23 protein-coding genes, 2 pseudogenes and 2 riboswitches are annotated in these 21,831 nt (G+C 34.9%); of the genes and pseudogenes, 14 read left to right on the top strand and 11 right to left on the bottom strand.

Translation table 11 applies throughout. From position 1 onward, the window contains the following. Nucleotides 1–11: 11 nt before the first annotated feature. The 3 genes from ACTYA4_RS19935 to ACTYA4_RS19925 all read right to left on the bottom strand — a co-directional run bounded on the left by ACTYA4_RS19935 (nt 12) and on the right by ACTYA4_RS19925 (nt 1,909). Nucleotides 12–929, bottom strand: a complete 918-nt coding sequence (locus tag ACTYA4_RS19935) for a class I SAM-dependent methyltransferase (protein WP_443481549.1) — start codon at nt 927–929, stop codon at nt 12–14. Nucleotides 930–1,101: 172 nt separating this feature from the next. Continuing rightward, on the bottom strand, nt 1,102–1,515 hold the full coding sequence (locus ACTYA4_RS19930) for a YjdF family protein (RefSeq protein ID WP_443481550.1): 414 nt from the start codon (nt 1,513–1,515) through the stop codon (nt 1,102–1,104). 175 nt (nt 1,516–1,690) lie between these two features. Next, complete coding sequence (locus ACTYA4_RS19925) at nt 1,691–1,909, bottom strand: helix-hairpin-helix domain-containing protein (protein ID WP_443481551.1); 219 nt, start codon at nt 1,907–1,909, stop codon at nt 1,691–1,693. A gap of 390 nt (nt 1,910–2,299) precedes the next feature. Here ACTYA4_RS19925 and ACTYA4_RS19920 point away from each other — a divergent pair, with 390 nt between their 5' ends. Further along, the gene (locus tag ACTYA4_RS19920; RefSeq protein WP_443481552.1) at nt 2,300–2,806 is read left to right on the top strand and encodes a GNAT family N-acetyltransferase; all 507 of its coding nucleotides are present in this window, start codon (nt 2,300–2,302) and stop codon (nt 2,804–2,806) included. A gap of 12 nt (nt 2,807–2,818) precedes the next feature. On the opposite strand, the gene ACTYA4_RS19915 is transcribed toward ACTYA4_RS19920, so the two are convergent. Further along, the gene (locus tag ACTYA4_RS19915) at nt 2,819–3,244 is read right to left on the bottom strand and encodes a ferritin family protein (RefSeq protein WP_443481553.1); all 426 of its coding nucleotides are present in this window, start codon (nt 3,242–3,244) and stop codon (nt 2,819–2,821) included. Between the two features lie 213 nt (nt 3,245–3,457). Beyond that, nucleotides 3,458–3,568: riboswitch (SAM riboswitch) on the top strand. A 92-nt stretch (nt 3,569–3,660) separates the two neighbouring features. Continuing rightward, a riboswitch (cobalamin riboswitch) is annotated at nt 3,661–3,858 on the top strand. A gap of 375 nt (nt 3,859–4,233) precedes the next feature. Between ACTYA4_RS19915 and metE the strand changes: the two genes are divergently transcribed. From metE to ACTYA4_RS19895, 4 genes are all read left to right on the top strand, one after another. Beyond that, complete coding sequence (gene metE, locus ACTYA4_RS19910; RefSeq protein WP_443481554.1) at nt 4,234–6,531, top strand: 5-methyltetrahydropteroyltriglutamate--homocysteine S-methyltransferase; 2,298 nt, start codon at nt 4,234–4,236, stop codon at nt 6,529–6,531. A 403-nt stretch (nt 6,532–6,934) separates the two neighbouring features. Continuing rightward, nucleotides 6,935–7,771 (top strand): YitT family protein, encoded by an 837-nt coding sequence (locus ACTYA4_RS19905; RefSeq protein WP_443481717.1) that lies wholly within the window; start codon nt 6,935–6,937, stop codon nt 7,769–7,771. Nucleotides 7,772–7,907: 136 nt separating this feature from the next. Continuing rightward, complete coding sequence (locus ACTYA4_RS19900) at nt 7,908–8,438, top strand: DUF402 domain-containing protein (protein ID WP_443481555.1); 531 nt, start codon at nt 7,908–7,910, stop codon at nt 8,436–8,438. Nucleotides 8,439–8,594: 156 nt separating this feature from the next. After that, nucleotides 8,595–9,698: a DUF1835 domain-containing protein gene (locus ACTYA4_RS19895; RefSeq protein WP_445505848.1), complete on the top strand. Its 1,104-nt coding sequence runs from the start codon at nt 8,595–8,597 to the stop codon at nt 9,696–9,698. A gap of 77 nt (nt 9,699–9,775) precedes the next feature. On the opposite strand, the pseudogene ACTYA4_RS19890 reads toward ACTYA4_RS19895, so the two are convergent. Then, nucleotides 9,776–10,015, bottom strand: a pseudogene (locus tag ACTYA4_RS19890) (AAA family ATPase); the annotation flags it as partial. A gap of 93 nt (nt 10,016–10,108) precedes the next feature. On the opposite strand from ACTYA4_RS19890, the gene ACTYA4_RS19885 reads away from it, so the two are divergent. From ACTYA4_RS19885 to ACTYA4_RS19875, 3 genes are read left to right on the top strand one after another with little or no spacing between them, the layout of a single operon-like run. Then, nucleotides 10,109–10,711, top strand: a complete 603-nt coding sequence (locus ACTYA4_RS19885) for an IS607 family transposase (RefSeq protein WP_443481558.1) — start codon at nt 10,109–10,111, stop codon at nt 10,709–10,711. Nucleotides 10,712–10,752: 41 nt separating this feature from the next. Continuing rightward, on the top strand, nt 10,753–11,772 hold the full coding sequence (locus ACTYA4_RS19880; protein WP_443481559.1) for a hypothetical protein: 1,020 nt from the start codon (nt 10,753–10,755) through the stop codon (nt 11,770–11,772). 59 nt (nt 11,773–11,831) lie between these two features. Beyond that, nucleotides 11,832–12,185, top strand: a complete 354-nt coding sequence (locus ACTYA4_RS19875) for a zinc ribbon domain-containing protein (RefSeq protein ID WP_443481560.1) — start codon at nt 11,832–11,834, stop codon at nt 12,183–12,185. A gap of 231 nt (nt 12,186–12,416) precedes the next feature. On the opposite strand, the pseudogene ACTYA4_RS19870 reads toward ACTYA4_RS19875, so the two are convergent. Together ACTYA4_RS19870 and ACTYA4_RS19865 are read right to left on the bottom strand one after the other, a co-directional pair. Next, nucleotides 12,417–12,895 (bottom strand): annotated as a pseudogene (locus tag ACTYA4_RS19870) (AAA family ATPase); the annotation flags it as partial. Between the two features lie 114 nt (nt 12,896–13,009). Then, the gene (locus ACTYA4_RS19865; protein ID WP_443481561.1) at nt 13,010–13,897 is read right to left on the bottom strand and encodes a LysR family transcriptional regulator; all 888 of its coding nucleotides are present in this window, start codon (nt 13,895–13,897) and stop codon (nt 13,010–13,012) included. Between the two features lie 238 nt (nt 13,898–14,135). Here ACTYA4_RS19865 and ACTYA4_RS19860 point away from each other — a divergent pair, with 238 nt between their 5' ends. After that, complete coding sequence (locus ACTYA4_RS19860; RefSeq protein WP_443481562.1) at nt 14,136–14,474, top strand: DMT family transporter; 339 nt, start codon at nt 14,136–14,138, stop codon at nt 14,472–14,474. Beyond that, on the top strand, nt 14,474–14,785 hold the full coding sequence (locus tag ACTYA4_RS19855) for a DMT family transporter (protein ID WP_443481563.1): 312 nt from the start codon (nt 14,474–14,476) through the stop codon (nt 14,783–14,785). The genes ACTYA4_RS19860 and ACTYA4_RS19855 overlap by 1 nt, the downstream gene beginning before the upstream one ends. A gap of 58 nt (nt 14,786–14,843) precedes the next feature. Here ACTYA4_RS19855 and ACTYA4_RS19850 read toward each other — a convergent pair whose 3' ends face one another. Both ACTYA4_RS19850 and ACTYA4_RS19845 read right to left on the bottom strand, forming a co-directional pair. Next, nucleotides 14,844–16,109, bottom strand: a complete 1,266-nt coding sequence (locus ACTYA4_RS19850; RefSeq protein ID WP_443481564.1) for a Y-family DNA polymerase — start codon at nt 16,107–16,109, stop codon at nt 14,844–14,846. A 12-nt stretch (nt 16,110–16,121) separates the two neighbouring features. Next, nucleotides 16,122–16,451 (bottom strand): YolD-like family protein, encoded by a 330-nt coding sequence (locus ACTYA4_RS19845; RefSeq protein ID WP_443481565.1) that lies wholly within the window; start codon nt 16,449–16,451, stop codon nt 16,122–16,124. A gap of 380 nt (nt 16,452–16,831) precedes the next feature. On the opposite strand from ACTYA4_RS19845, the gene ACTYA4_RS19840 reads away from it, so the two are divergent. After that, the gene (locus ACTYA4_RS19840) at nt 16,832–17,551 is read left to right on the top strand and encodes a YebC/PmpR family DNA-binding transcriptional regulator (protein ID WP_443481566.1); all 720 of its coding nucleotides are present in this window, start codon (nt 16,832–16,834) and stop codon (nt 17,549–17,551) included. Nucleotides 17,552–17,708: 157 nt separating this feature from the next. Here ACTYA4_RS19840 and ACTYA4_RS19835 read toward each other — a convergent pair whose 3' ends face one another. After that, a complete protein-coding gene (locus ACTYA4_RS19835; protein ID WP_443481567.1) occupies nt 17,709–18,350 on the bottom strand; it encodes a trimeric intracellular cation channel family protein in 642 nt (213 codons plus the stop codon). A 190-nt stretch (nt 18,351–18,540) separates the two neighbouring features. Then, on the bottom strand, nt 18,541–20,049 hold the full coding sequence (argH, locus tag ACTYA4_RS19830) for an argininosuccinate lyase (protein WP_445505849.1): 1,509 nt from the start codon (nt 20,047–20,049) through the stop codon (nt 18,541–18,543). Between the two features lie 292 nt (nt 20,050–20,341). Here argH and ACTYA4_RS19825 point away from each other — a divergent pair, with 292 nt between their 5' ends. From ACTYA4_RS19825 to ACTYA4_RS19815, 3 genes are all read left to right on the top strand, one after another. After that, nucleotides 20,342–21,061 carry an MBL fold metallo-hydrolase gene (locus ACTYA4_RS19825; RefSeq protein WP_443481569.1) on the top strand — a complete coding sequence of 240 codons (720 nt, stop codon included), beginning with the start codon at nt 20,342–20,344 and terminating at the stop codon, nt 21,059–21,061. Between the two features lie 112 nt (nt 21,062–21,173). Next, nucleotides 21,174–21,596, top strand: a complete 423-nt coding sequence (locus ACTYA4_RS19820) for a CBS domain-containing protein (RefSeq protein ID WP_443481570.1) — start codon at nt 21,174–21,176, stop codon at nt 21,594–21,596. A gap of 30 nt (nt 21,597–21,626) precedes the next feature. Beyond that, nucleotides 21,627–21,779, top strand: coding sequence for a YfhD family protein (locus ACTYA4_RS19815; RefSeq protein WP_443481571.1), 153 nt, complete (start codon nt 21,627–21,629; stop codon nt 21,777–21,779). Nucleotides 21,780–21,831 lie beyond the last annotated feature (52 nt).

Raw genomic sequence — 21,831 nt, 5'->3', positions numbered from 1 at the left:
GATCATAATTTTTATTTTTTTACAGCATGTATATAATGGATTGTTTCAAACGCTTTTAAATAGTCTTTGCGATTTTTAAAGTAATTCTCTTCGATATCATATGGTGTTAAGTGCTTAAAGATCAGCAAACCCACTTTTTCAAGCATCTTTTCCATTTCACAATAAGAAAAACAAGATTTCATTGGTTCACCGCCAGCCAAAGCCATTTTCACCATGTTTTCGACTCGGTTAGATAACCCTTTTTCTGTAAAAAGATGTTCATCCCCATAATCAAACACAATTGAGCTTCCAGATGGGATATGTGCAAATATTTGTTCTAACAAAAGAGATAGTTGCTCTTTTGATAAATAATAGGAAACACCTAATAGGCTAAAAAAAGTTTTTTTCGTACCATCAAAACCAGCATGTTTAAGCTGCTGATACGAAAATTTTTCAGTAAAATCCATCGACACAAAATGTAGATGATCCGGAGTTTCCAGTTTGGCATCTTTTAAGCGCTTCTTTTTATTTTCCTGTGTAGACGGATGATCTAGCTCGAAAATTTCCAGTTTGTTTTTTACGTGCGGGTTGCGAAAACAAAAAGTATCTAAACCTGCTCCTAAAATAACATATTGCTGTGTACCTAACATCATTTCATGTAACAATACTTTTTCACAATAAGCAGCACGTGCCAAAGGGGTTGGCGATAGCTGGATTTGTGTAATCCATTTTAATAATTTATCTGCATTATTGTCTAATTTAGCTGCAATATCTTTGTTAAAAAACTGTATTCCTTGGACCATATTTTCTTTTATCATATTTTTTTCTTGCTGAGAAATTAAATCTTTAGCTATATAATCATCAAATATTAGGGGACGATCAAACTCACTATGATAAGCTCTGCTAAAAGCAGAAACTAAGGAAGTAATACTGGATTGACCTGTTTTCAAATGAGCTTCCTCCTTATTAAACGCAAAAATAGGGTTCTCATGGCCATGAGAACCCTATTATATAGTTAAAAATCACAATTGTAAATTATAGCATAAATAACTTTTTTTGTCAAATGTTTAGCGTTGGAATAAAAAAACTGACAACTTAGTTGCCAGCGAAATGAATTTTCCCTCATCTGCCTTTATGCCTATTTTTTGCTTTTTGAATTTTTATCGCTCGTTTGTACTGCTGTTGTTCTTCTTTTTGTTGTTTACTTTTTATTACTTTTTCTTTTTTTCGTTCTTCATATTCGGCTTTGATAGCTTCTTGAGCTTGTGAGGAAATAGTTTTTTGTTTTATTTCCTTTGACACTTTTCGCTGCAGTTTTTTCGGATTGATTTTCTTTTGTGCTTCTTTTTTCACCGTTATACCTTTTTGGCTATGCACAGCGATAAATGACAGCAAGTCTTTCTGTACAAAATCTAAAACTTCTTGATCTTTTGGTTCTTTACCAAAAACGTAGCGATAGGCTTTCAATTTATTAGCAGATACGGTTTCAATTAACCCGATATAAAATTGCCCATCATGATAAATGGTTAGTTTCATATAGAGTCCCTCCTCAATAAAAAATAGAATGATGGACATCCCGAGGAGGGGAAGGTTACTGACATCTAAATGATAGATGCATCCGGACTACCAACCGAATTGTGTTTTTTCATTCTTAATATGTATTATACACTATTTTACATTTTTTTGATGAATAGATAGGTCGTTTAGCTATCTATTCATCAAAAAAAAACAAACCTTTCTCTTTAAGTGCTTGTTTTAGTTGTTCCAAAGCCTTTGGTCCCATCCCATGAAGCGCTAATAGTTCTTTTTCTGTAATTTTTGTGAGTTGACTTAACTGCACATAACCTGCACCAAACAGTGCTCGTTTTGCTGGCTTTGCTAATTTTTCTGGAAAATCAGATGCTTGTTCTGTTGTTTGATTGTTTGCCATTACTAGTACACCTCATTTATTTTTGCTTTTTATTATAACAATAATTATGCGGTGAAGAAGGAACACTTTTTATTTTTTTAGCTCTTCTAGAAAATAATGATATGCTGCTACACTAAATGCTGAAATGATTTCACCTGCAAAAACGAGTAATCTAGCAGCTAATTCCATCGCTATCCACTTCTTTCCTTATTTTAATGTCGAATCATTTTTATTTTGATTATATTATATTCTAATATAATTTATCCGGTTAGTATATATACGTGGGTTTATAGCAAAAAGTTTCATAAAATTTGAAGTACTCCTAAAAAATTGTATGTAAATAACGGGAAATATAAAGCATTATATGGTACGTTAAGGATAAACCGCTATTTAGAGGGGAGTGTTTTAACGATGCTAAAAGAATCGTCAAATATTTCTATGTTTATTTACAACGAATCCCATCGTAAAAAAATGGAACAGTATTGCTTTGGGGAAACACAGTTTTCGAGCTCGCCGATACAGGTGATTGATGCACTCGAAGAAAATAAGGACATTTATCCTGTTGTCGTTAATTGTCAGGAGCAAGTGATTGGTTTTTTCGTTTTAGAAAAGCTGCAGCATCAGTCCATATTCGGAGTTTATGATCATGCAATCCTTTTCCGCACTTTTTCCATTGATGCAAATTATCGAGGAAACGGGTTGTCAAAAAAGATAATGAACGAGTTAATTTCCTTTGTAAAAGAGAACTTTCCAGACATTGATACGATTGTATTATCGGTTAATCATAAAAATGAGAAGGCCATTCGTTTATATGAAAGGATGAACTATGTCGACACCGGGAGAACGTATACTGGAGAGAAGGGAAAACAATTAGTTTTTGAAAAAAATATAGAGCACAGTTCAATTAAAAGCGGATAAGAATACTATCATTTATCTCAATAAATATAAAAACCAAACAGCATGATTTTGTTCATCCATCGCCGCCCTTGTAAATGCTTCTTTGATTAATGGATTATTTGATTGATAGGCAATATCCAAATAAAAATCGACTGCTTCTTGTTCATCATGAAAAGCAAAATCAAGCGCTTCCTTATACATTTTTGGACATGGTTCTGTGATTTTAGGCGTGTGCTGCTGTCCAGTTAGTTGTGTATAAAGTTGGGAAAAAGTTTGAAAATGCTTTTTTTCATCGTTTCTAATTTCATGAATTATTTTTTTATCGGTCTTGTTTTTTGCTAAATTTTCTATCTCTTTATAACAAGCAATTGCAGAGTATTCACCATCTATTGCTTTTGCAATATTTAAAGCCAATTCATTTGTTTTTCGTTGGTTGTTGTCGTAATAAGGGTAGTACATACTATCAGCTCCTTTTTTTAACAATCCATTATATGTAAATGGGAGTAGTGCTGGAATTTGTCCTTATGAAATTTAATATATTGAAATAATATAAAAATAAAACTTGTGTATCTGTTTTTTTCTAATTACAAAAAAAAAAATTTGAAAATTCTTTTTGACAGAAGATTATTACATGTGTTACCATCCAATTACATTAAAAAATGCAAATAAAAACTCTTATGATGAGAGGTGGAGGGACTGGCCCTTTGAAGCCTCAGCAACCATTCTAACAAAAAGAAAAGGTGCTAATTCCAGCAAAGTTATCATCGCTTTGATAGATAAGAGAGGGATCCTTAAGACAACAAGCCTCTCTAAAAAGTTAGAGAGGCTTGTTGTCTTAAGGAAAATATCATTTGTATTTTTCTTTTGAAAATTGAATACATAACAACATATTAGGTGCTGTGTAAGGTTAGTTATTTATACAGCTTAAAAGGGAAGACCGGTTAAATTCCGGCACGGTCCCGCCACTGTGATGGGGAGCAACTTATCAACTACCACTGTTTCTTTTTTGAAATGGGAAGGGATAAGGAGCATTGATCCTAAGTCAGGAGACCTGCCTATTGTGTACGCTTGTACTCTACGTGGATATAGAGAGGGGTGACTAGAATGCATTGTTGAGAAAATCGATTCATCTCAACATTATTTGTAATGCCTTTTAATCTCTCTTTTCCAATAAGAAAAGGGAGATTTTTTATTTTAAAAAAAAGCTCTTTTCAAAAGTTTGTTGTTTTTAAATAAAATAATAAACACGACTGAAGCACTGAGCAGCCTGAATACACGTAGACTCCTGCTTAGAAAAGCGAGAAAGACGAGACCCCACAGGAGCATAGCATTGATGCGGCTCGGCACTCGTCCGCGGAAAGCGAAGTGTATTCAGGCTGCGGGGTAAATAACAACAATTTATACGAAAAGAGCGTAAAAAAACAACGAACTAGGAGTGGAGAATAGAAATGAGCAATGTAAAAAATTCTAATTTAGGATACCCAAGAATCGGCGAAAACAGAGAATGGAAAAAAGCTTTAGAACAGTTTTGGGCTGGCAAGATAGAAAAAGCGGAATTTTTAGAAGCAATTGAAGAGCTTCGTTTAAGCCATTTGAAAAAACAGAAAGAACATGGAATTGATTTAATTCCAGTTGGCGATTTTTCTTTATATGATCATGTATTAGATACAGCAGCAATGTTTGGGCTTGTGCCTAAGCGTTTTGAATACAATGGCGGCAAAGTATCTCTTGAGACATATTTTGAAATTGCCCGTGGAGCGAAAAATGCTGTAGCATCTGAAATGACAAAATGGTTTAATACAAACTACCATTACATTGTTCCGGAATTGAATGATGCGCAGCCAGTACTTGTAGAAAACCGTCCTTTAAGCTTTTATAAAGAGGCAAAAGAAAAGCTTAGTATTAACGGTAAACCAGTTATTTTAGGTCCAATCACTTTTATAAAACTATCAAAAGGATATAAACAAGAGGATTTTGCAGCTATCGTAAATCAATTTGTGCCTTTATATGAAGAAGTTGCAAAGCAGCTTCAAGAAGAAGGAGTAGAGTGGCTGCAAATTGATGAGCCGATTTTATCTACATCCATAACAAAAGAAGAGTTGGCATTATTTAAGCCAGTTTATACAGCATTAACAACAGCTGCGCCAAAACTAAAATTTATTTTGCAAACGTATTTTGAAGCAATCGAGCAATATGAAGAAGTCGTTTCACTACCTGTTCAGGCAATTGGACTTGATTTTGTACATGATGAAGGACAAAATCTTGCAGCATTAAAAGAAAAGGGCTTTCCGGAAGATAAAGTTTTATTTGCTGGGGTTGTAGATGGAAGAAATATTTGGAAAGCTTCTCTTGGAAAAATCTCTTCTCTTTTAGAAGAAATTGGACACATAGTAGGAAAAGATCGTGTTGTTGTACAGCCATCTTGTAGTCTTTTACATGTACCAGTTACTGCTAAGAATGAACAAGAATTAGAGCCAGTATTAAAAGAGGCAATTTCTTTTGCGGATGAAAAATTAGCAGAAGTAGCGATTCTTGCGAAAGGCTTACAGGAAGGGAAAGCTGCGATTCAAAATGAAGTGGACAACAGTGAAAAAGCAATTGCTGCATTGGCAGCATCTTCTCACCGTAATAATGCAGAAGTACAAGAAGCGATTCAAAATATTTCTTCTTACGCTTCCGAAAGATATGCTGGATTTGAAGAACGTTTAGCTCTTCAAGAGAAAGTATTTAACTTGCCCATTTTGCCAACAACAACAATTGGAAGTTTCCCGCAAACTGCAGAAGTTAGAAAGAATCGTTTAAAATGGCGCAAAGGAGAACTTTCCAACGAAGAATATGGAAAATTTATTGAAGAAGAAACAAAAAGATGGATTGACATTCAAGAAAAATTAGAAATAGACGTATTAGTGCATGGTGAATTTGAACGAACAGACATGGTTGAATATTTCGGTGAAAAATTAGCTGGCTTCCAGTTTACAAAATTCGGATGGGTGCAGTCTTATGGTTCACGATGTGTAAAACCGCCTGTGATTTTTGGAGATGTTGCATTCATTGAGCCAATGACAGTGAAAGAAACAGTATACGCACAATCCTTAACAAAGAAGCCAGTAAAAGGAATGCTGACAGGTCCAATTACAATCTTAAACTGGTCTTTCGTACGAAATGACATTTCCAGACAACAAGTAGTAAATCAAATTGCACTTGCGCTCCGCAAAGAAGTGAAAGCGTTGGAACAAAGCGGCATTCGCATGATTCAAGTCGATGAGCCAGCTATCCGCGAAGGGCTTCCATTAAAGGAAAGCAAAAAAGAGGGCTATTTAAATGGTGCAGTATATGCATTTAAATTGTCTGTATCGTGCGTAAAAAATGAAACACAAATTCATACACATATGTGCTATTCAGATTTTAAAAATATTATTAACAGCATTGATGCTTTAGACGTAGATGTCATTTCCATCGAAACATCAAGAAGCCATGGAGAGTTGATTGAAGCGTTTGAAGTAAATGAATATAAAAAAGGGATCGGCCTAGGGGTTTATGATATCCACAGCCCGCGTATTCCAACATTAGAAGAAATCACAAGAAACATCGATCGCGCGTTAAAGGTGCTTGATTCGAAATTGTTTTGGATCAATCCAGACTGCGGATTAAAAACACGCGGAGAATATGAAACAGTTGAAGCATTAAAAGTAATGGTAGAAGCAGCCAAACAAACAAGAGCAAAGCTGCTTGTAACAGAGGGATAAGAGGAGTAATGTAGAAAAGTTTAAGAATGATCGTTTTTAGTCATAATGAAAGGATAATTAGTTCAAGATGAACTAGTTATCCTTTCTTTTTTGTCCATGGAAATATTTATTTCTTCTGTTATATTGTTAAAATAAATAATTAATTTATTTCTTAAGATAGATAACGGTCTAGCTGCAGCGCCTAGCTCTTGTGGAAAATAACCTCATGCCTCTAAAAGTAAAAAACACTTTTTTGAGTCATGAGAACATTTTTCTTCAGAGCTGTTCAAGACGCTTCCGCTTTTCTTACAAAAAGATATTTACAAACAATGGATAAACGTGATATAAATCGTTAAGACAGACTGTAAATGCAGTCAATTATTATAGAAGAATAGGATAAATGGTGAAAAATATGAAGAAAGAAATGTACAAAAAAGTAAAAGATATCGTGTTTATTTTGCTGGGATCCTTTTTATTTGCTTTAGCAGTTAATTTATTTGTTATTCCAAATAAATTTGGAGAAGGCGGCGTCACCGGGATTACAATTATTTTGTTTTACTTATTTCAATGGGGGCCAGGAATTGTTAGTTTTATTCTCAATGGTTTTTTACTTGTAATAGGATATAAATTTTTAGATAAACAGACATGTATTTATACGATAATTGCTGTTATTTTTAATTCATTATTTTTACATGTAACGGAAAACTGGCGTATTGAATCAAATGAGATGGTCATTAATGCTATATTCGGCGGTGTGCTGGCAGGAATTGGCATCGGTATGATTTTAAAAGTGGGCGGAACAACGGCCGGAACAACGATTTTAGCAAAAATTACAAATAAATATCTCGACTGGAATGTCAGCTTTTCTTTATTGTTTTTTGATTTAATTGTTGCTTTTTCTTCTTATTTTATTATAGGACCGGAAAAATTGATGATTACGATTGTGATGTTGTATATCGCAACGAAAGTAATGGAGTTTATTATTGAAGGACTGAATCCGAAGAAGGCTGTCACGATTATTTCAAGTAAACAAAGCGAAATCGCAGAAAAAGTAAATGACATAATGGATCGAGGCGTAACGGTTATGTACGGAAGAGGCTTCTATTCAAAAGATGCGAAAGAAATTCTTTATATTGTCATCAGCAAACAAGAAATGGTTACTTTAAAGAAAATTGTCAAAGAAGTAGACGAAGAAGCATTTATTGCTATTCATGATGTCCGCGATGTATTTGGAAAAGGATTTTTGGAGCTTGCTAAGTAAATAATCTAGTTTAGTAGTAAAACCTCACTTTAATTAGTGGGGTTTATTTTCTATTATATAGAAAATAAGTGATCAGCCTTGTATAGTTAAATAATGTAAGTATCAATGATAGTGGAGAAAGGAATAAATAATTAACATGACTTTTCAAACATATAAAAAAGTAATCGAAAAAAAAGTCCGTTATGACAATAAAGTAGTCGAACATAGTTGTTTATTGCTGCAAGCAGAACCGTATATCGTGCTTTTTCATAAAATCACTGATTCTTTTACAATGACAACAGTGGAAGGAAAGCACCTGACTATTTCTGAAGGCAGTTATACAACTGCTTTTTACTGGAAAGATCGGCCTTATAATGTATATTTGTGGAGAGATAGTGAAGGGAATTATTTAGGCTGCTATTTTAATATAGTGAAAAATACGTATAGGACGGATGCTATCGTCTGTTTTGAAGATTTAATGATAGATGTGCTCGTTTTGCCAAATGGTCAGGTCTTTATTTTAGATGAGGACGAGTTGCCTGAACCGATAGAGCAGTTTGAAAAGGGTCAAGTGCAAAAAGCGTTGACTCACTTAACTACTAATATGGAGATCGTGTTATCTGAAGTTTTTACTGATATAGAGAAGAGTTTTCCGCATGAAAACATGCTATTGTTCCTTAATCAGTAAGTATTGATGAAATAAATTAGGCTGTTTAAAACATAAGAGCCCTCCCGAAAATTTTACGCATCCAATTTTCCACACAATATAATGACCAACAACTTTTAAAACCGAAGATATAGAAGAAATATATGGTAAAATTTATTGAAAAGGAGGGTAATAGAAATGGAAACAAGATGTATCTATCCATACATTTATTTTTTGGGCGACCCAGTTGTGTTTGTATTTGACATAAAAGTAGAAAAATACATAAGACCATCTCAGTTAAGAGAAGCGGGAGATTGTAAAGTTTACGAACTGAAGGATGGAGAGGAGTTTGAGTCATTTGATCATATAGAAGCAACCCCAGTTACTGGCGCTGGCTATTTTATGAGTGAGGAAGGGATTGCTTTTATGACAAAAGAGGTGAACCGGCAAATTAGCCATCATAAAAAAATATCCTCCACAAGCATAAAGGAAGATTTCCATGCCCCTGTCCACCTTGTTGCTTCTGAGTCGACAGCTGGGTCTTTACGTGCTGCCCTCGATTCTCCTAATAAGGTGATTGGTTTATCAGAGTATCTGGCTGTAGGTCCAATCAGAAATTTACATACAGAAAGTGGACAAGCAGAACGGTTTGAATGGCTGTTCGATCACATTAATATGGAAATAAGTGAATTTGACCAGGAGATTCGCTTTACAAATACACTTGTCGAAATAGCAGAAATCTCAAAACATGCTCCTATTTATATTTGGTGTGGCAATAACAATGAAGAACAAACCGCACTCCGTTTTTTTCTTTATCTTTTAGCAGATAAAACAAACGATATTTTTCTTATCCATATTAATGAACACAATGACATTAAACATACTCATATCTCTATGTTTGACGATAAGGAATTAAAGATTCTTTTTGAGTATAAGCAAAAGAAAGGAAGAACTCCACTTTCCAACGAGGAAAAAATCAATTATATCGAAGAATGGATGACGTTGGCAAAGTCAAAGGAAGTACTGCGCATTTGGCAAGAGAACAAAATTGGCAGTGTTTCTGAGCAGTATTTTGATTCTATTATTCTAAAAGTAATTAAAACATTACATGAAAAGCAAGAAAATAAAGAGTTTATTAGAGTCTCTGCCATTATTGGGGAAACGATCGATCAATTGGAGGAATATATGAGTGATTCTTTTATAGAATACCGCATTCGTGATCTTGTATACAGCGGGATATTAAAGATGAAAGGGATTCCTAAATCGATGCGGCATTATCGCGTAATGCTTTCTGAAGGATAAGAGAGGCTTTACCTGTAAAAAAAGGATATTTTCATGAATGGAAATATCCTTTTTTTAGGATGTGCTTTTTATCTCTATTATTCTTCTAATAGCTCTTTCAGCATTTTCTCTCGATTATGCAAAAAGTATTTCGTAATTTGATAATGATCGGTTTCTTCATACTCCATTTCTTCTATTCTTCCATTGTCAAAGCTAAAAATTGTTGCATTTGGGTAGCCTAATAGAATAGGAGAATGGGTGGCAATAATAAATTGGCATTCACCGGATTCACTTAATTGATGTAAGAGCCGCAAAAAAACTAACTGCCTTTGCGGGGTAGAAAAACAGTTTAATTAAATCTACTTAAATGCCTCCATATCTATTTGAAAACCTCCTTATATGGTAATATAAACCATATGAGGAGGTTTTTTTTGTATAGCATTAATAAAGCATCAGAAATGTTAGGTGTCTTTATATCAACTTTGAGAAGATGGGAAAAAGAAGGGAAATTTAACTCCATTAATACAACGGGTGGTCATCGTAGATACACGATTGAAGAATTAAATAAAATAAAGAAAATTAAACCCAAAGAAGGCAAAATAACCATAGGTTACTGTCGAGTTTCTTCTTCTGATCAAAAAGAAGATTTAAAGAGACAAATTGAAACAGTTTCCACTTTTTGTATCGCTAAAGGTTACACTTTCCGAATCATTGATGACTTAGGGAGTGGGTTGAATTATAACAAAAAAGGTTTAAAAGAACTTATCGCTTTAATTCAAAGTAATAAGGTTGATAGAATAGTGGTTCATTATAAAGATAGACCCATTCGATTTGGTTATGAAATCATAGAACAAATATGTGATTTTCATGAAGTGGAAATCGAAGTGATTAATCATACAGAAGATAAATCGTATGAACAAGAACTGGTTGAAGATATGTTATCCACTATTACTGTTTTCAGCAGCCGTTTATACGGTAGTAGGAGTCATAAGCAAAAAAAGTTAAAAAAAAGCAATGGAAGAAGCACTTGCTGAAAGTGATTGAATGAAATAATTGAACAGAAGGAGGTGAGAAAATGAGTCTAATTTACAATAAAAAGATTCAAGTAATCTTCACAAAAGAAGAAGAGTTGATTCTGGATGGACAAAGTAAAATTTGTAATTGGTTGTACAATCAGCTGCTAGATGCTTGTGAAAAGGATTACAAAGAGAATAATAACTCCCTAAAGCTATTAGAAGGTCGAAATTTACGTGATTACAGTGTGTCTTTAAAAGAAAAGTACCCTTTTTTAAACACTGTATTTTCCTCTGTATTAAAAGAACCTTCGACACGTTTAAAAAAGGCGTATCAAAGTTTCTTTAAGGGAGATACGCGATATCCAAAATTCAGAAGTTGGAAAAAGAAATGGTTTAGTTTAGTGTTTGATGAACCAAATAAAGGGTGGAAAATCCAAAATAATGGTACACAAATTTCCATTTCTTTAGGGAATATTCCTGGTATGGAAACAGAAAAAGGAAAACGAAATCCGTCTATCATAGGAAATCTGAAAGAAAAAATGGAAGTACGAGAAGATGAAATACTGAAGACTTTTAGTCTATGTAAACAACAAGGAAACCATTTTTATGCTGTTTTTACTGTAGAACGATGCACAAAAAAAGAAATGGAATTTAAACAGGTTATGTCTGTTTATCGCAAAGAATATAACCTAGCTAAAAAAGAAAATAGAGAAAAACCACCAAAACCTAAGTTTAAGGAAGAAACAGTAGTGATACCGAAGAATGTTACATGGATAGCACTCGACCCGAATCATAAAAATTTCTTTGTGGGTGTAGACTTTGAAGGGAATTCCATTGAGTTTCAAAAGTTGAAGATGATGAAATACTGGGATCAGACCATTGATCAATTAAAATCACTTCGAGATGCGTGTGAAAAGAGATATCGAAAAAGAAAAACAAAACATGGTAATCCTTTCACAGTACATAGTCCTCGTTGGAATCGATTAAATCATGCGTTAAACATTGCCTATCATAAACGTCGAGAACAAATAAAGACGGCATTATACTCCATTGTGCATACCTTATATCGAAAATATTGATTATCGGTGACTATACTCCAACAAACAGAACAGCTCCTTTTAATCATATGAAAAGAAGTATGCTGAATCAAGAAAAAATGGGAGAATTTCGTAAGGTTTTGGAATGGGTCTCCAGTAAACTAGAAAAATACTACCTGATGGCTAACGAACATAATACAACAAAAGAATGTTGTGTTTGTGGGCATTTAGAGAAAAAGGAACCAAATATCCGAAGTTTTGTTTGTGCATGTTGTGGAACCGAATTGTTGAGAGACAATAATTCCGCCGTAAACATCGGTAAAAAGGTTGGCTATTCATTGGATGTTGTTGCATATAAGCACAAACTAAAAAACTTCACCTATAAAGGAGAAGCGAAATTTGGAAAGAAGATTTTATGGTTAGAAAACAACCATTCATTGCCTTGCTTAGGCTAGTTAGGAGTGTCAAAGGCACGTTTGTACTGACTACACTTATAACGACATGCTTTCCCATTCGAGAGCAAGACAGTGCTCATTTGCACCCTGAAAAAATGTTGTTCTGCCAACAAGACCTTCACGCTGCAATACGGTCTTGATTTGGGGATAAGATGATTACTCAGGCGAGACATTCTAAAAAATCTATCTACTTAGATAGTTTTGATTAGAATGGAAGAGAAAAATCAAAGCGGAGAGTGCAGCTTCTGGCTCATCTAATAAATAGATTGCTTGACCGTTAAAACGGTTTAAAAAAAGGGATAAAAACGATTCTCCATGGGATTGCTTAATGATTTGCCGCCATAATCCCGAAATCCATTTTGGGCTACTTCATCAAGATGTGTAGCAAAATGATAAAAAGATTCTGCTCGCAGAAAAAATCCATTTGAAACTTTCGGCATCCAAGACAAACGAATATACTCCCCTAAATCAAAGTGGGAGGAATGAACATCATAATAATTATTCTTGCTGCCACCAGCAGTATGAAAGCCACATTTATCGGCAATGGCTTCTAAAAGAGTCGATTTTCCAGAGCCATTTTCTCCGACAAAAAAAGTAACATTGCTTTTAAAATCTATTGATTGAAAATTTTTGATAGTTGGGATGGAGAAAGAGTATTGTTCATATGTAGGGATATTTTCTTTTATCAAACTAATTCTTTTTAAAAACATCGTATCACCTGCATTTCTTTATTTGTAAGAAGCAGCTAAATCGGAATTTAGCTGAGAATCTTTTCTTTTTTTATGCTCACTATGATAGTAAAAAAATCTTTGATCCTGTCAATATCAAATGGCTTGATTTCTTTTTCTTACTTCCTCAATCGTATTTATAAACTTGTGTTCTGCTACTCCAAGGTAGGAATCCGATCGACGGATATAAACGATATCAATATTTTTATAAGGTTCAGGGAGTGGAAATAGTCGAACTAGTCCCTCTTTTTCAAATTTCTCTACCAAAGTTCGTGACATAGCCGTAATACCAAGACCAGCAATAACCGTACCCATAATGGTTTCAAGTGTACCAAATTCCATTATTCTTGGTGTTGCCATCTGTTCTTCTTTTAGCCAATGTTGTAAGTTTTCTCTATATTGACATCCTTTATTAAATAAAATAAACGGTAAGTGTAGTAATTCTTTGCCAGATTGAACATTTTTAGATTCTTCTCGACTGGTACCACAAACAAGTACAACCTCTTCCTCAAATGCAGGAACTTGATCAAGTAATGGTTCATTGACTGGCTTCGCTACGAACGCTCCATCTAATTGATACGTTAGAACTTTTTCTATTAATTGTCTACTTACTCCCGATACAAGTGTTATATCCACCTTTTTATATTTGCCATAATATAAAGACAGAATATCAGGAAACCCTGCTACTGTTTCGACCAATCCAATGCGTAGCGACCCGACAGGATCATCTTCATCCTGGAATGCTTTATTTATTTCACTCATCAACCTCATCAGTTGTTCCCCATACTTTAAAAGTTTCTTTCCTTCCACATTTAATGTCATTCCACGTCGATGGCGATGAAATAATGGCTTCCCAATTTTCCCTTCAAGAGAACGGATACGTGCAGTTACATTCGGCTGGACATAACCTAATTTATTAGCAGCAAGACTTACACTGCCATGTTCTGCAACAGCCATAAAAATTCGTATATCTTCAACATCCATGATTATCTTTTACTCCTTATCAACTAAACTAGTTTATATAAAACAGGTATCACAATTAATGATATCTACTATAACTTATCATTATTTTACAAGATATTATTGTCAAGATAAAATAATGACCGTCATATAAGGTTACTTATAGGTTAATAAAAATGAGAGCTGATTCTAAAAAGTCATATTTAATCGTATTTGAAATTGATAAGTTTATGTATAAAATTCACATAAAAGGGGATCTGTAGTGTTTTATCTATTATTATTTCTCGCAATTATTTTAGAAGTTATCGCAGTATTTTTTCTCAATATTACGGATGGATTTACGAAATTTGTTCCAACTGTTTTAGCTATAATATTTTACTGTTCCTCTCTTACTGCTTATATCCTGCTTAATGCTAGAGGTGAAGCAGGAGTAGCTAGCGCCTTATATGCTGGAGGCGCAACGGTACTTGTTGTTATTACTGGTGTTGTTTTCTTTGGTGAATCTATTTCCTTATCTAAAATACACGGAACCTGTTTTATTATTATTGGTTCCGCTGTGCTCAACTTGAAAGAAAATTCTAAAGAAAGGGGCATTAAATAGTGGGCTATGTATTTTTAACAATCAGTTTGATTTTAGGTGTTTCAAGTCAAATGTGTGTAAAATTATCAAAAGGATTTAAAGTCCTTCTTCCAACAATAGGGGCATTCCTGCTATTGATTGTTTGTATTTATTTTGTTTCTTTAACGACAAAATATTTTGAAATGGGTGTAGTTTTTGCTATATGGGCAGGATTGACAGTTGCTAGTACTACATTGTTAGGTATATACATATTTAAAGAATCAAAAAGCACGAGAAAGCTAGTTTCTGTAGCTCTTATCATTATTGGTGTTGTGATATTGAAGGCTTTTTAATATAAAGATAAATTGGCACTTATTTTTTGCTGCAGCTAGATCGGAATCTAGCTGCAGCTTATTTTTTATGCCCACCCAATAAGGTTGCTCGCTGTAATGCCGTGCCGCCAGGTGTATAGGAAACAGCACGCAATAGAGAAGCGGGGCCGTAGCGATTGCGAATGCTGTCTACGACATAACCGATTTTTCTTTTTTTCCAGCCGTTTGTGTCAAATAAATCAAGCTGCATTTCGTAGTCGTTTTCTAATTTTGTAATGGAAATGGATAGTTGTCTAACGGTTTGCCCATTATAGTTTTCTTTAAATAACTCTAGGCAAACACGATAGATATCCATTGTAATATTTGTTGGGGTTTCAATCGTTCTGGAACGGTGAAATCCGCCGCCAAATTCATGTTTGCTGTAAGAAACGCCTAAGCTAATCGTTCTGCCTGCATGATGTTTCGTCCGGGCTCTTTTTGCCACTTCTTCACACATTTCTAACATAACGGATTTAATTTCTCTTTCTTCTTTATAATCGCGCAGGAGAATTTGGCTTTTTCCGTAGCTGATTTGTCCTTGCATAATCGGAGCGCCAATTTCTGAAAGATCAATTCCCCATGCATGGTGATAGATCTGATTTCCCATAATGCCAAATTTATTTTCCAGCAGCTTTAAATCATAGCGGGCAAGCTGCCCAATGGAGAAAATCCCCATGCTATTTAATGTTTTTTCCACTCGTCTGCCGATTCCCCACATTTCGCGCAAAGGAGAAATCGGCCAAAGTTTTTCTGGAATATCTTCATATGTCCAAGTACTGATGCCAGTAGGCGACTTTTTTGCTGCTAAATCAAGGCAAAGCTTTGCCATCAACATATTTGGACCGATGCCAATGGTACAAGGAAGACCGAAATCGAGCATAATATCGTTTTGAATTTGCTTCGCGATTTCTTCCGGTGTTCCCAAAATTTTCTCCAAACCACCTACATCGAGAAAACTCTCATCGACTGAATAGATATGGACAGCAGATGGTGGCGCATATCGAAAAAATAATTTCGTAATTTCCGTCGATACACGGACAAATAATCCCATTCGCGGGTTGCACACTTCAATTCTTGGGTCATCAGGAATCTCAAATAAACGAGATCCCGTTTTAATATGAAAATCTTTTTTCATGGCAGGAGATGCTGCTAAAACGACACTGCCTTGCCGGTCGGTGTTGCCGACGACAACAAGGTGGCAAGTGAGAGGATCTAATCCTTTATCGACAGCGATAATGCTTGCGTAAAAACTTTTCATATCCACGCAAAGAATAGATCGTTTTGGAAATTGTTTATAGTCAAACACTGTAGTCTCCTTTTAATTTTTTTGTATGTTTACTAAGGTGCGAAAAGGAATATAGTGAATGTTATTGTTTGTATCTTGGATGCGAAGCTCCTGTTTTATATGGTCGATATAGACAGTTCTTCCAGTTATTCTTTTTATTGCTCCATGTTTAAAAATGTCATAGTGAACGGTCCAATTGTACTCCATGCCTTCTAGGATAAGGAGCTCCATTTCTTGAATTTGACTTTCATCTAAAATAGGCTGTGTTATTTTTTTATCTTCTTTTAAAGCTTCCTTTATGCTTTGAACATGTTCTGGAAGCATCATTGCTGTCCATTTTATTGATCCTCTGTCTCGAATCATAACCATCATCTCCTTACATCTGTTTTCATCTTATCAGAACATTTGTTCGTAATCAAGAAGAGGGATAAAAGTTTTACAGAGAAGAATTTTCCATTCTATATCAGAATTGGTTAACGGATATTGTTTCCAAATGAAGCGGAAATATAAGACATAAATGCAGGGGAGATAAAAGCAGAACTGGCAGCTAGTCTATTTTTTTTAAAGCCTTAACACTTAACAAATAGAGCAATTAAGGTATAATAGTATTTGGTGAAAAAAATCTCTTCAATAGATAAAATGGGTATATCTAGTGAACATTTTATTGAAATAATTGAAGAAAGCATACATAGTTATTTATAATAGATAATTGAAATTGTAAAATCAGAAAGAGAGTGTTCATTATGGGTCGTAAATGGAACAATATTAAAGAGAAAAAAGCGTCAAAGGATGCGAATACGAGTCGTATTTATGCAAAATTTGGCCGCGAAATTTATGTGGCAGCGAAACAAGGAGAACCAGATCCAGAATCCAATCAAGCGTTAAAAGTAGTTCTTGAGCGCGCTAAAACATATAGTGTCCCAAAAGCAATTATTGATCGTGCGATTGAAAAAGCAAAAGGCGGTTCAGAAGAAACATACGATGAGCTTCGTTATGAAGGATTTGGACCAAGTGGATCAATGGTGATTGTGGATGCATTAACGAATAACGTAAACCGAACTGCTTCAGATGTTCGTGCAGCTTTCGGAAAAAATGGCGGAAATATGGGTGTGAGCGGATCCGTTTCTTATATGTTTGATGCTACTGCTGTAATCGGTGTAGAAGGTAAAACAGAAGAAGAAGTGTTAGAGCTATTAATGGAAGCGGATGTAGACGTACGTGATATTCTTGAAGAAGAAGATGCAGTAATTGTCTATGCCGAGCCAGATCAGTTCCACGCCGTACAAGAAGCATTTAAAAGTGCAGGTGTGACAGAATTCACAGTTGCTGAGTTGACAATGCTTGCCCAAAACGATGTAACACTAGATGGAGATGCACAAGCACAGTTTGAAAAAATGATTGATGTATTAGAAGATTTAGAAGACGTTCGCCAAGTGTATCATAATGTTGATTTAGGGGAATAAGATCGACGAATGTTTATATTGTCAAATTTTTGACGGAATCCTTAAAGTTTTGATTTATTCGATAAATGCTCCTCTCATGGATAAAATGAATTTTATCATGAGAGGAGCATTTTTTTAGGTGGCTTTTTGTTTATCTTGCTAAAAAATAGTCGGATATCTATGTCCGACTATTGGTATTTAATGTTTCATTATTTGTTTTTTTGGGTCTAGGGATGTGCCAACCATATATTAATGACAGCATTCTTAAAGAAACGATTAAAAGAAATAATATATAGATTTCTAATTTAGTTGAAGCTATTTGATTGCTAATAATGATTCCGGTTAAAATGGTCCAAAATGCATATAAATCATATTTAAAAACAAAAGGCTGCCTCTTGGATAAAGCATCTCTTATAATTCCTCCACCTACTCCAGTTAATAAAGCGGATGTAATGATAGCGCTTGAAGGAAGATTTAGCTCTTTTGCAAATAATGAACCTTGAATCGCAAAAGCGGCTAATCCAATGGCATCTAATAACCCAAATGAAAGTTCCCAATGTTTCCACTTTGTTAGTTTATGAATAGGAAGAACATATATTAAAGTGATGAGAAAAAAAGTAATGAAAAATAGCTTTCCTTGGCTCCAAAGGGTTGTTCCAGGAGCACCAATAAGCAAATTGCGTAAAGCTCCTCCTCCAAAGGCTGTAATGAAGCCTAAAGCATAGTAACCGATTAAGTCATAATCTTCTTCAGATGCAATAATTGCTCCACTTAATGCAAAAGCAATCGTTCCAATGATGTTAAAAATCTCCCAAGACATAATTACTGTTTACACCTACATTCATTAAGTTTAAAAATAGTATTGTCACTACCGATAAGTATTGTAACATCTTTTACTAGGAAGGTGTAAAAAAAGTATCATTCATTTAAAAATAATTAGGTGAATAAATGATACTATTACAATTATTTAGAACAAATATAAAGACTAAAAGATAAATGACTAAATTAACTTAACGATCACACCATGCTTTCAGTATAGAGTCCAGCTGCTGAAGCGATTTTTCCGATTTTGTTTTCGCATCTTCCAGCCAAGACTGATGTCTACTGTGCTGACTCATCCGATTAGCAATCATTCTTTTCACTTCATCTGGATTCGGGCCTCCTGGCAGCGAACGAACATGAACAAAATAATCAGCATCAAGTGACTGCCGAAGTTTTGCCTCATCCAGTAACAGCGGTTTGCCAATAACCTCTACTGCAGCTTTATTGACATGAGATAGAGTGATTTGGTATGGGGAGATATGTTGAGTTATTGCGTTTTTCACAACGATACTTGCAATATGGTGTGCTTTACGGAAGGAAAGTTTATCCGTTCTTACGAGAGTATCCGCTAATTCAGTAATAGTAGCGAAACTAAAGGCAGCCCGCTTACGAAGATTTTCTTTATTCACCTTCACCGTTCCGATTACGCAGCCTATCAGCCGGCATAATTTGTCCAATAGCTCCAAGCTTCTCCAAGCGTATGGCTGCATATCATCTTCTGTATCGACAATGTCGCCAAAAGGAGTGTTGTGAAGCATGGTAAGTACGGTTTTTGTATTGCCTACACAGCTCGATAATAGTGATCGAATATGCTCGAAAGACACTGGATTGCGTTTTTGCGGCATAATGGAGCTTATTTGCACATAAGGATCGGCAACCGTTAATACTCCGAACTCTTGTGTGCTCCAAACAAGCAGATCTTGAACAAAACGCCCGAGGGTAATGGCCGTAATTTGAGTGGCAGTCATAACCTCCGCAATATAATCAGCTCCTGCAATCGCATCATAGGAATTTTCCACTAATCCATCAAATCCAAGTAATTCCATCATCCGTTCCCGATTGATAGGGAAGCCAGAAGTGGTAAAAGCAGCTGCACCCATTGGACTTTGGTTGCAATGTTTATATGCTAGCATAAATCGTTGGATATCCCGATTTAAGCTATCAACAACTGCCATAATATAATGGCCGAGTGTTGTAGGCTGTGCCTGCTGTGTGTGCGTATATCCAATCATAAGGGTATCAGCGTGTTCTTGAGCAAAGTGGAGTAATAGTTCTTTTAAAGATAAGATGGAAGAAATGGCAATCTGCATTTTTTGGCGCAGCGTCAGGCGAAACATCGTGATGCACATATCGTTGCGGCTTCGGGCAATATGGAGATTTCCAGCAATATCTCCAGCTTTTTGCAGCAGCTCACCTTCTATTTGAAAAAATAAATCCTCTACTTCAGCAGTATAATGAGAGGTGCGAATAGAATGTAAATCTAAGCTTCTAAGAGCCTCAGCAATCTGTTTTCCTTCCTCAAACGAAATCAAGTGCCGCTCGTGCAGCATAATGAGCTGCGCTTTATTAATGGCCATCATCGGATCAAGCAAATGGAGTTTCGCGTTGTCATAGGAAGGTTGAAGCACAACTTCTGTGTATGTTTTTCCTGGAAAAGTATAACCTTCCTTTTGAAAAATTTGGTCACTGTGCTTGATTTCTTCATCGTTTATTGATTGCTTATTCGAGGTTCCCATTGCATCTTCCCCCTTAATTTTTTCTATTATTAATAAAATAGCAGTGCATTCCAGTTGTTATCTGAGTAATTAACGTGTAATGTTTTCATTTCATCTTATTCCATTTGCCTGAATAACGTCATGTATTTATTTAGAATATAGTGTTCTGAAGTAGCTTAGAAAATCTGTATAATAATTGTAAAAATCAAAATGAAAAAATAGGAGGAAAAATTAACCGTTAAATATACATTATAATTAGAAATGAGGAATGAAATTGTTACATTTTATTGGATGTGGAAGTGCTTTTAATACGCAATTAGGAAACAATGCAGCATTTATCAAAAAAGGGAATAGCTTATTTTTAATTGATTGTGGCAGTAGTACATTCGAAAGGTTTCAGAGAAGCGGCTTGTTAAAGGGTGTCGAGCAAGTATACATACTTTTGACACACACTCATCCAGATCACGTTGGCTCTTTAGGCGACTTGATATTCTTTGGATATTATGTAATGGGGAATTTGGCAGAACCAAGCGTAACGGTGCTTGCTCCTAATAAATTAAAAATTCAACACCTATTAAAAGGAATGGGAGTAGAAGAAAACATTTATACATTCATTCCATTTGAAAAGAACGGAAGAATTCGCTGTAATGATTTCCATTTACAGTATGAAGCTGTTTCTGTTACACATGTAAAAGAATTAAGTTGTTTTGGCTATATTATTCATTTTGAGAATAAGACCATTTATTACAGTGGAGATGCTAATAGCATCCCACCAGAAATTTTAGATAGGCTTCATGATGGTGAATTTGACTTTTTTTATCAAGATACTTGCAAAGCCGATTATAAGGGGAACGTCCATTTATCATTAAGAAAATTAAATGAATTAGTGACGCAAGAGTTTAGAGATAAAGTTTATTGTATGCATTTAGATGAAGGATTCAAAAAAGCAGAAGCAAATAAGTTGGGGTTTCATGTAGTAAAATCGATCATTTAATATTAAAAAAGTAAATCCTTCCTAAAATTTATGCAAGTAATATTTTAATACTGAATGGAAAGAATAAAGTGGACAAACGAATTGTCAATCTTTAAAGGGAGGAAAAAAGATAATGACAAAAGTACAAGATGTAATGACAAAAGATGTAAAAGTATGTACACCACATGAGCCTCTGACAGCTGCAGCAAAAATTATGCGTGATATTAATTGTGGTTCCGTACCGGTTTGTGAAGGGAAAAAAGTGGTGGGAATGATCACGGATCGTGATATTGTCATCAAATGTGTAGCTGATGGAAAAGACTGCAGCACCGTTCATTGTCATGATTGTATGACTTCGGATGTTATTACCTGTTCGCCGGATACAGATGCACATGAATGTGCCCGTATGATGGCTGACCAGCAAATCCGCCGTATTCCTGTGGTCGAAAATGGAGAATTAGTTGGAATTTGTGCGATTGGTGACTTGGCAACCGTTGATATTCATATTAATGAAGCCGGGGATGCGTTAAGTCATATTTCTCAACAGCTTCATTAATTTTATACAATACATTTAGGAGGCAATATAATGGGAAGAGCAAACAATCAAGTATCATCGGGCAATAAAAATTCATTACCTCAAACTCCAAAAAACTTAAAAATAGCACCGAATCATGTTGATGAAGAGTTTTCTCGTGAACTAGGTGAAAAAGAGAAAATAAAAGCCCCAAGACCTCAATAAAAATATGTACCAACGCAATATCAATATTAATTTTAGGGTTGCCGATTACAGG

The organism is Niallia yueguangensis, from assembly GCF_052663115.1.
This window is presented reverse-complemented; position numbering and strand designations above follow the sequence as displayed.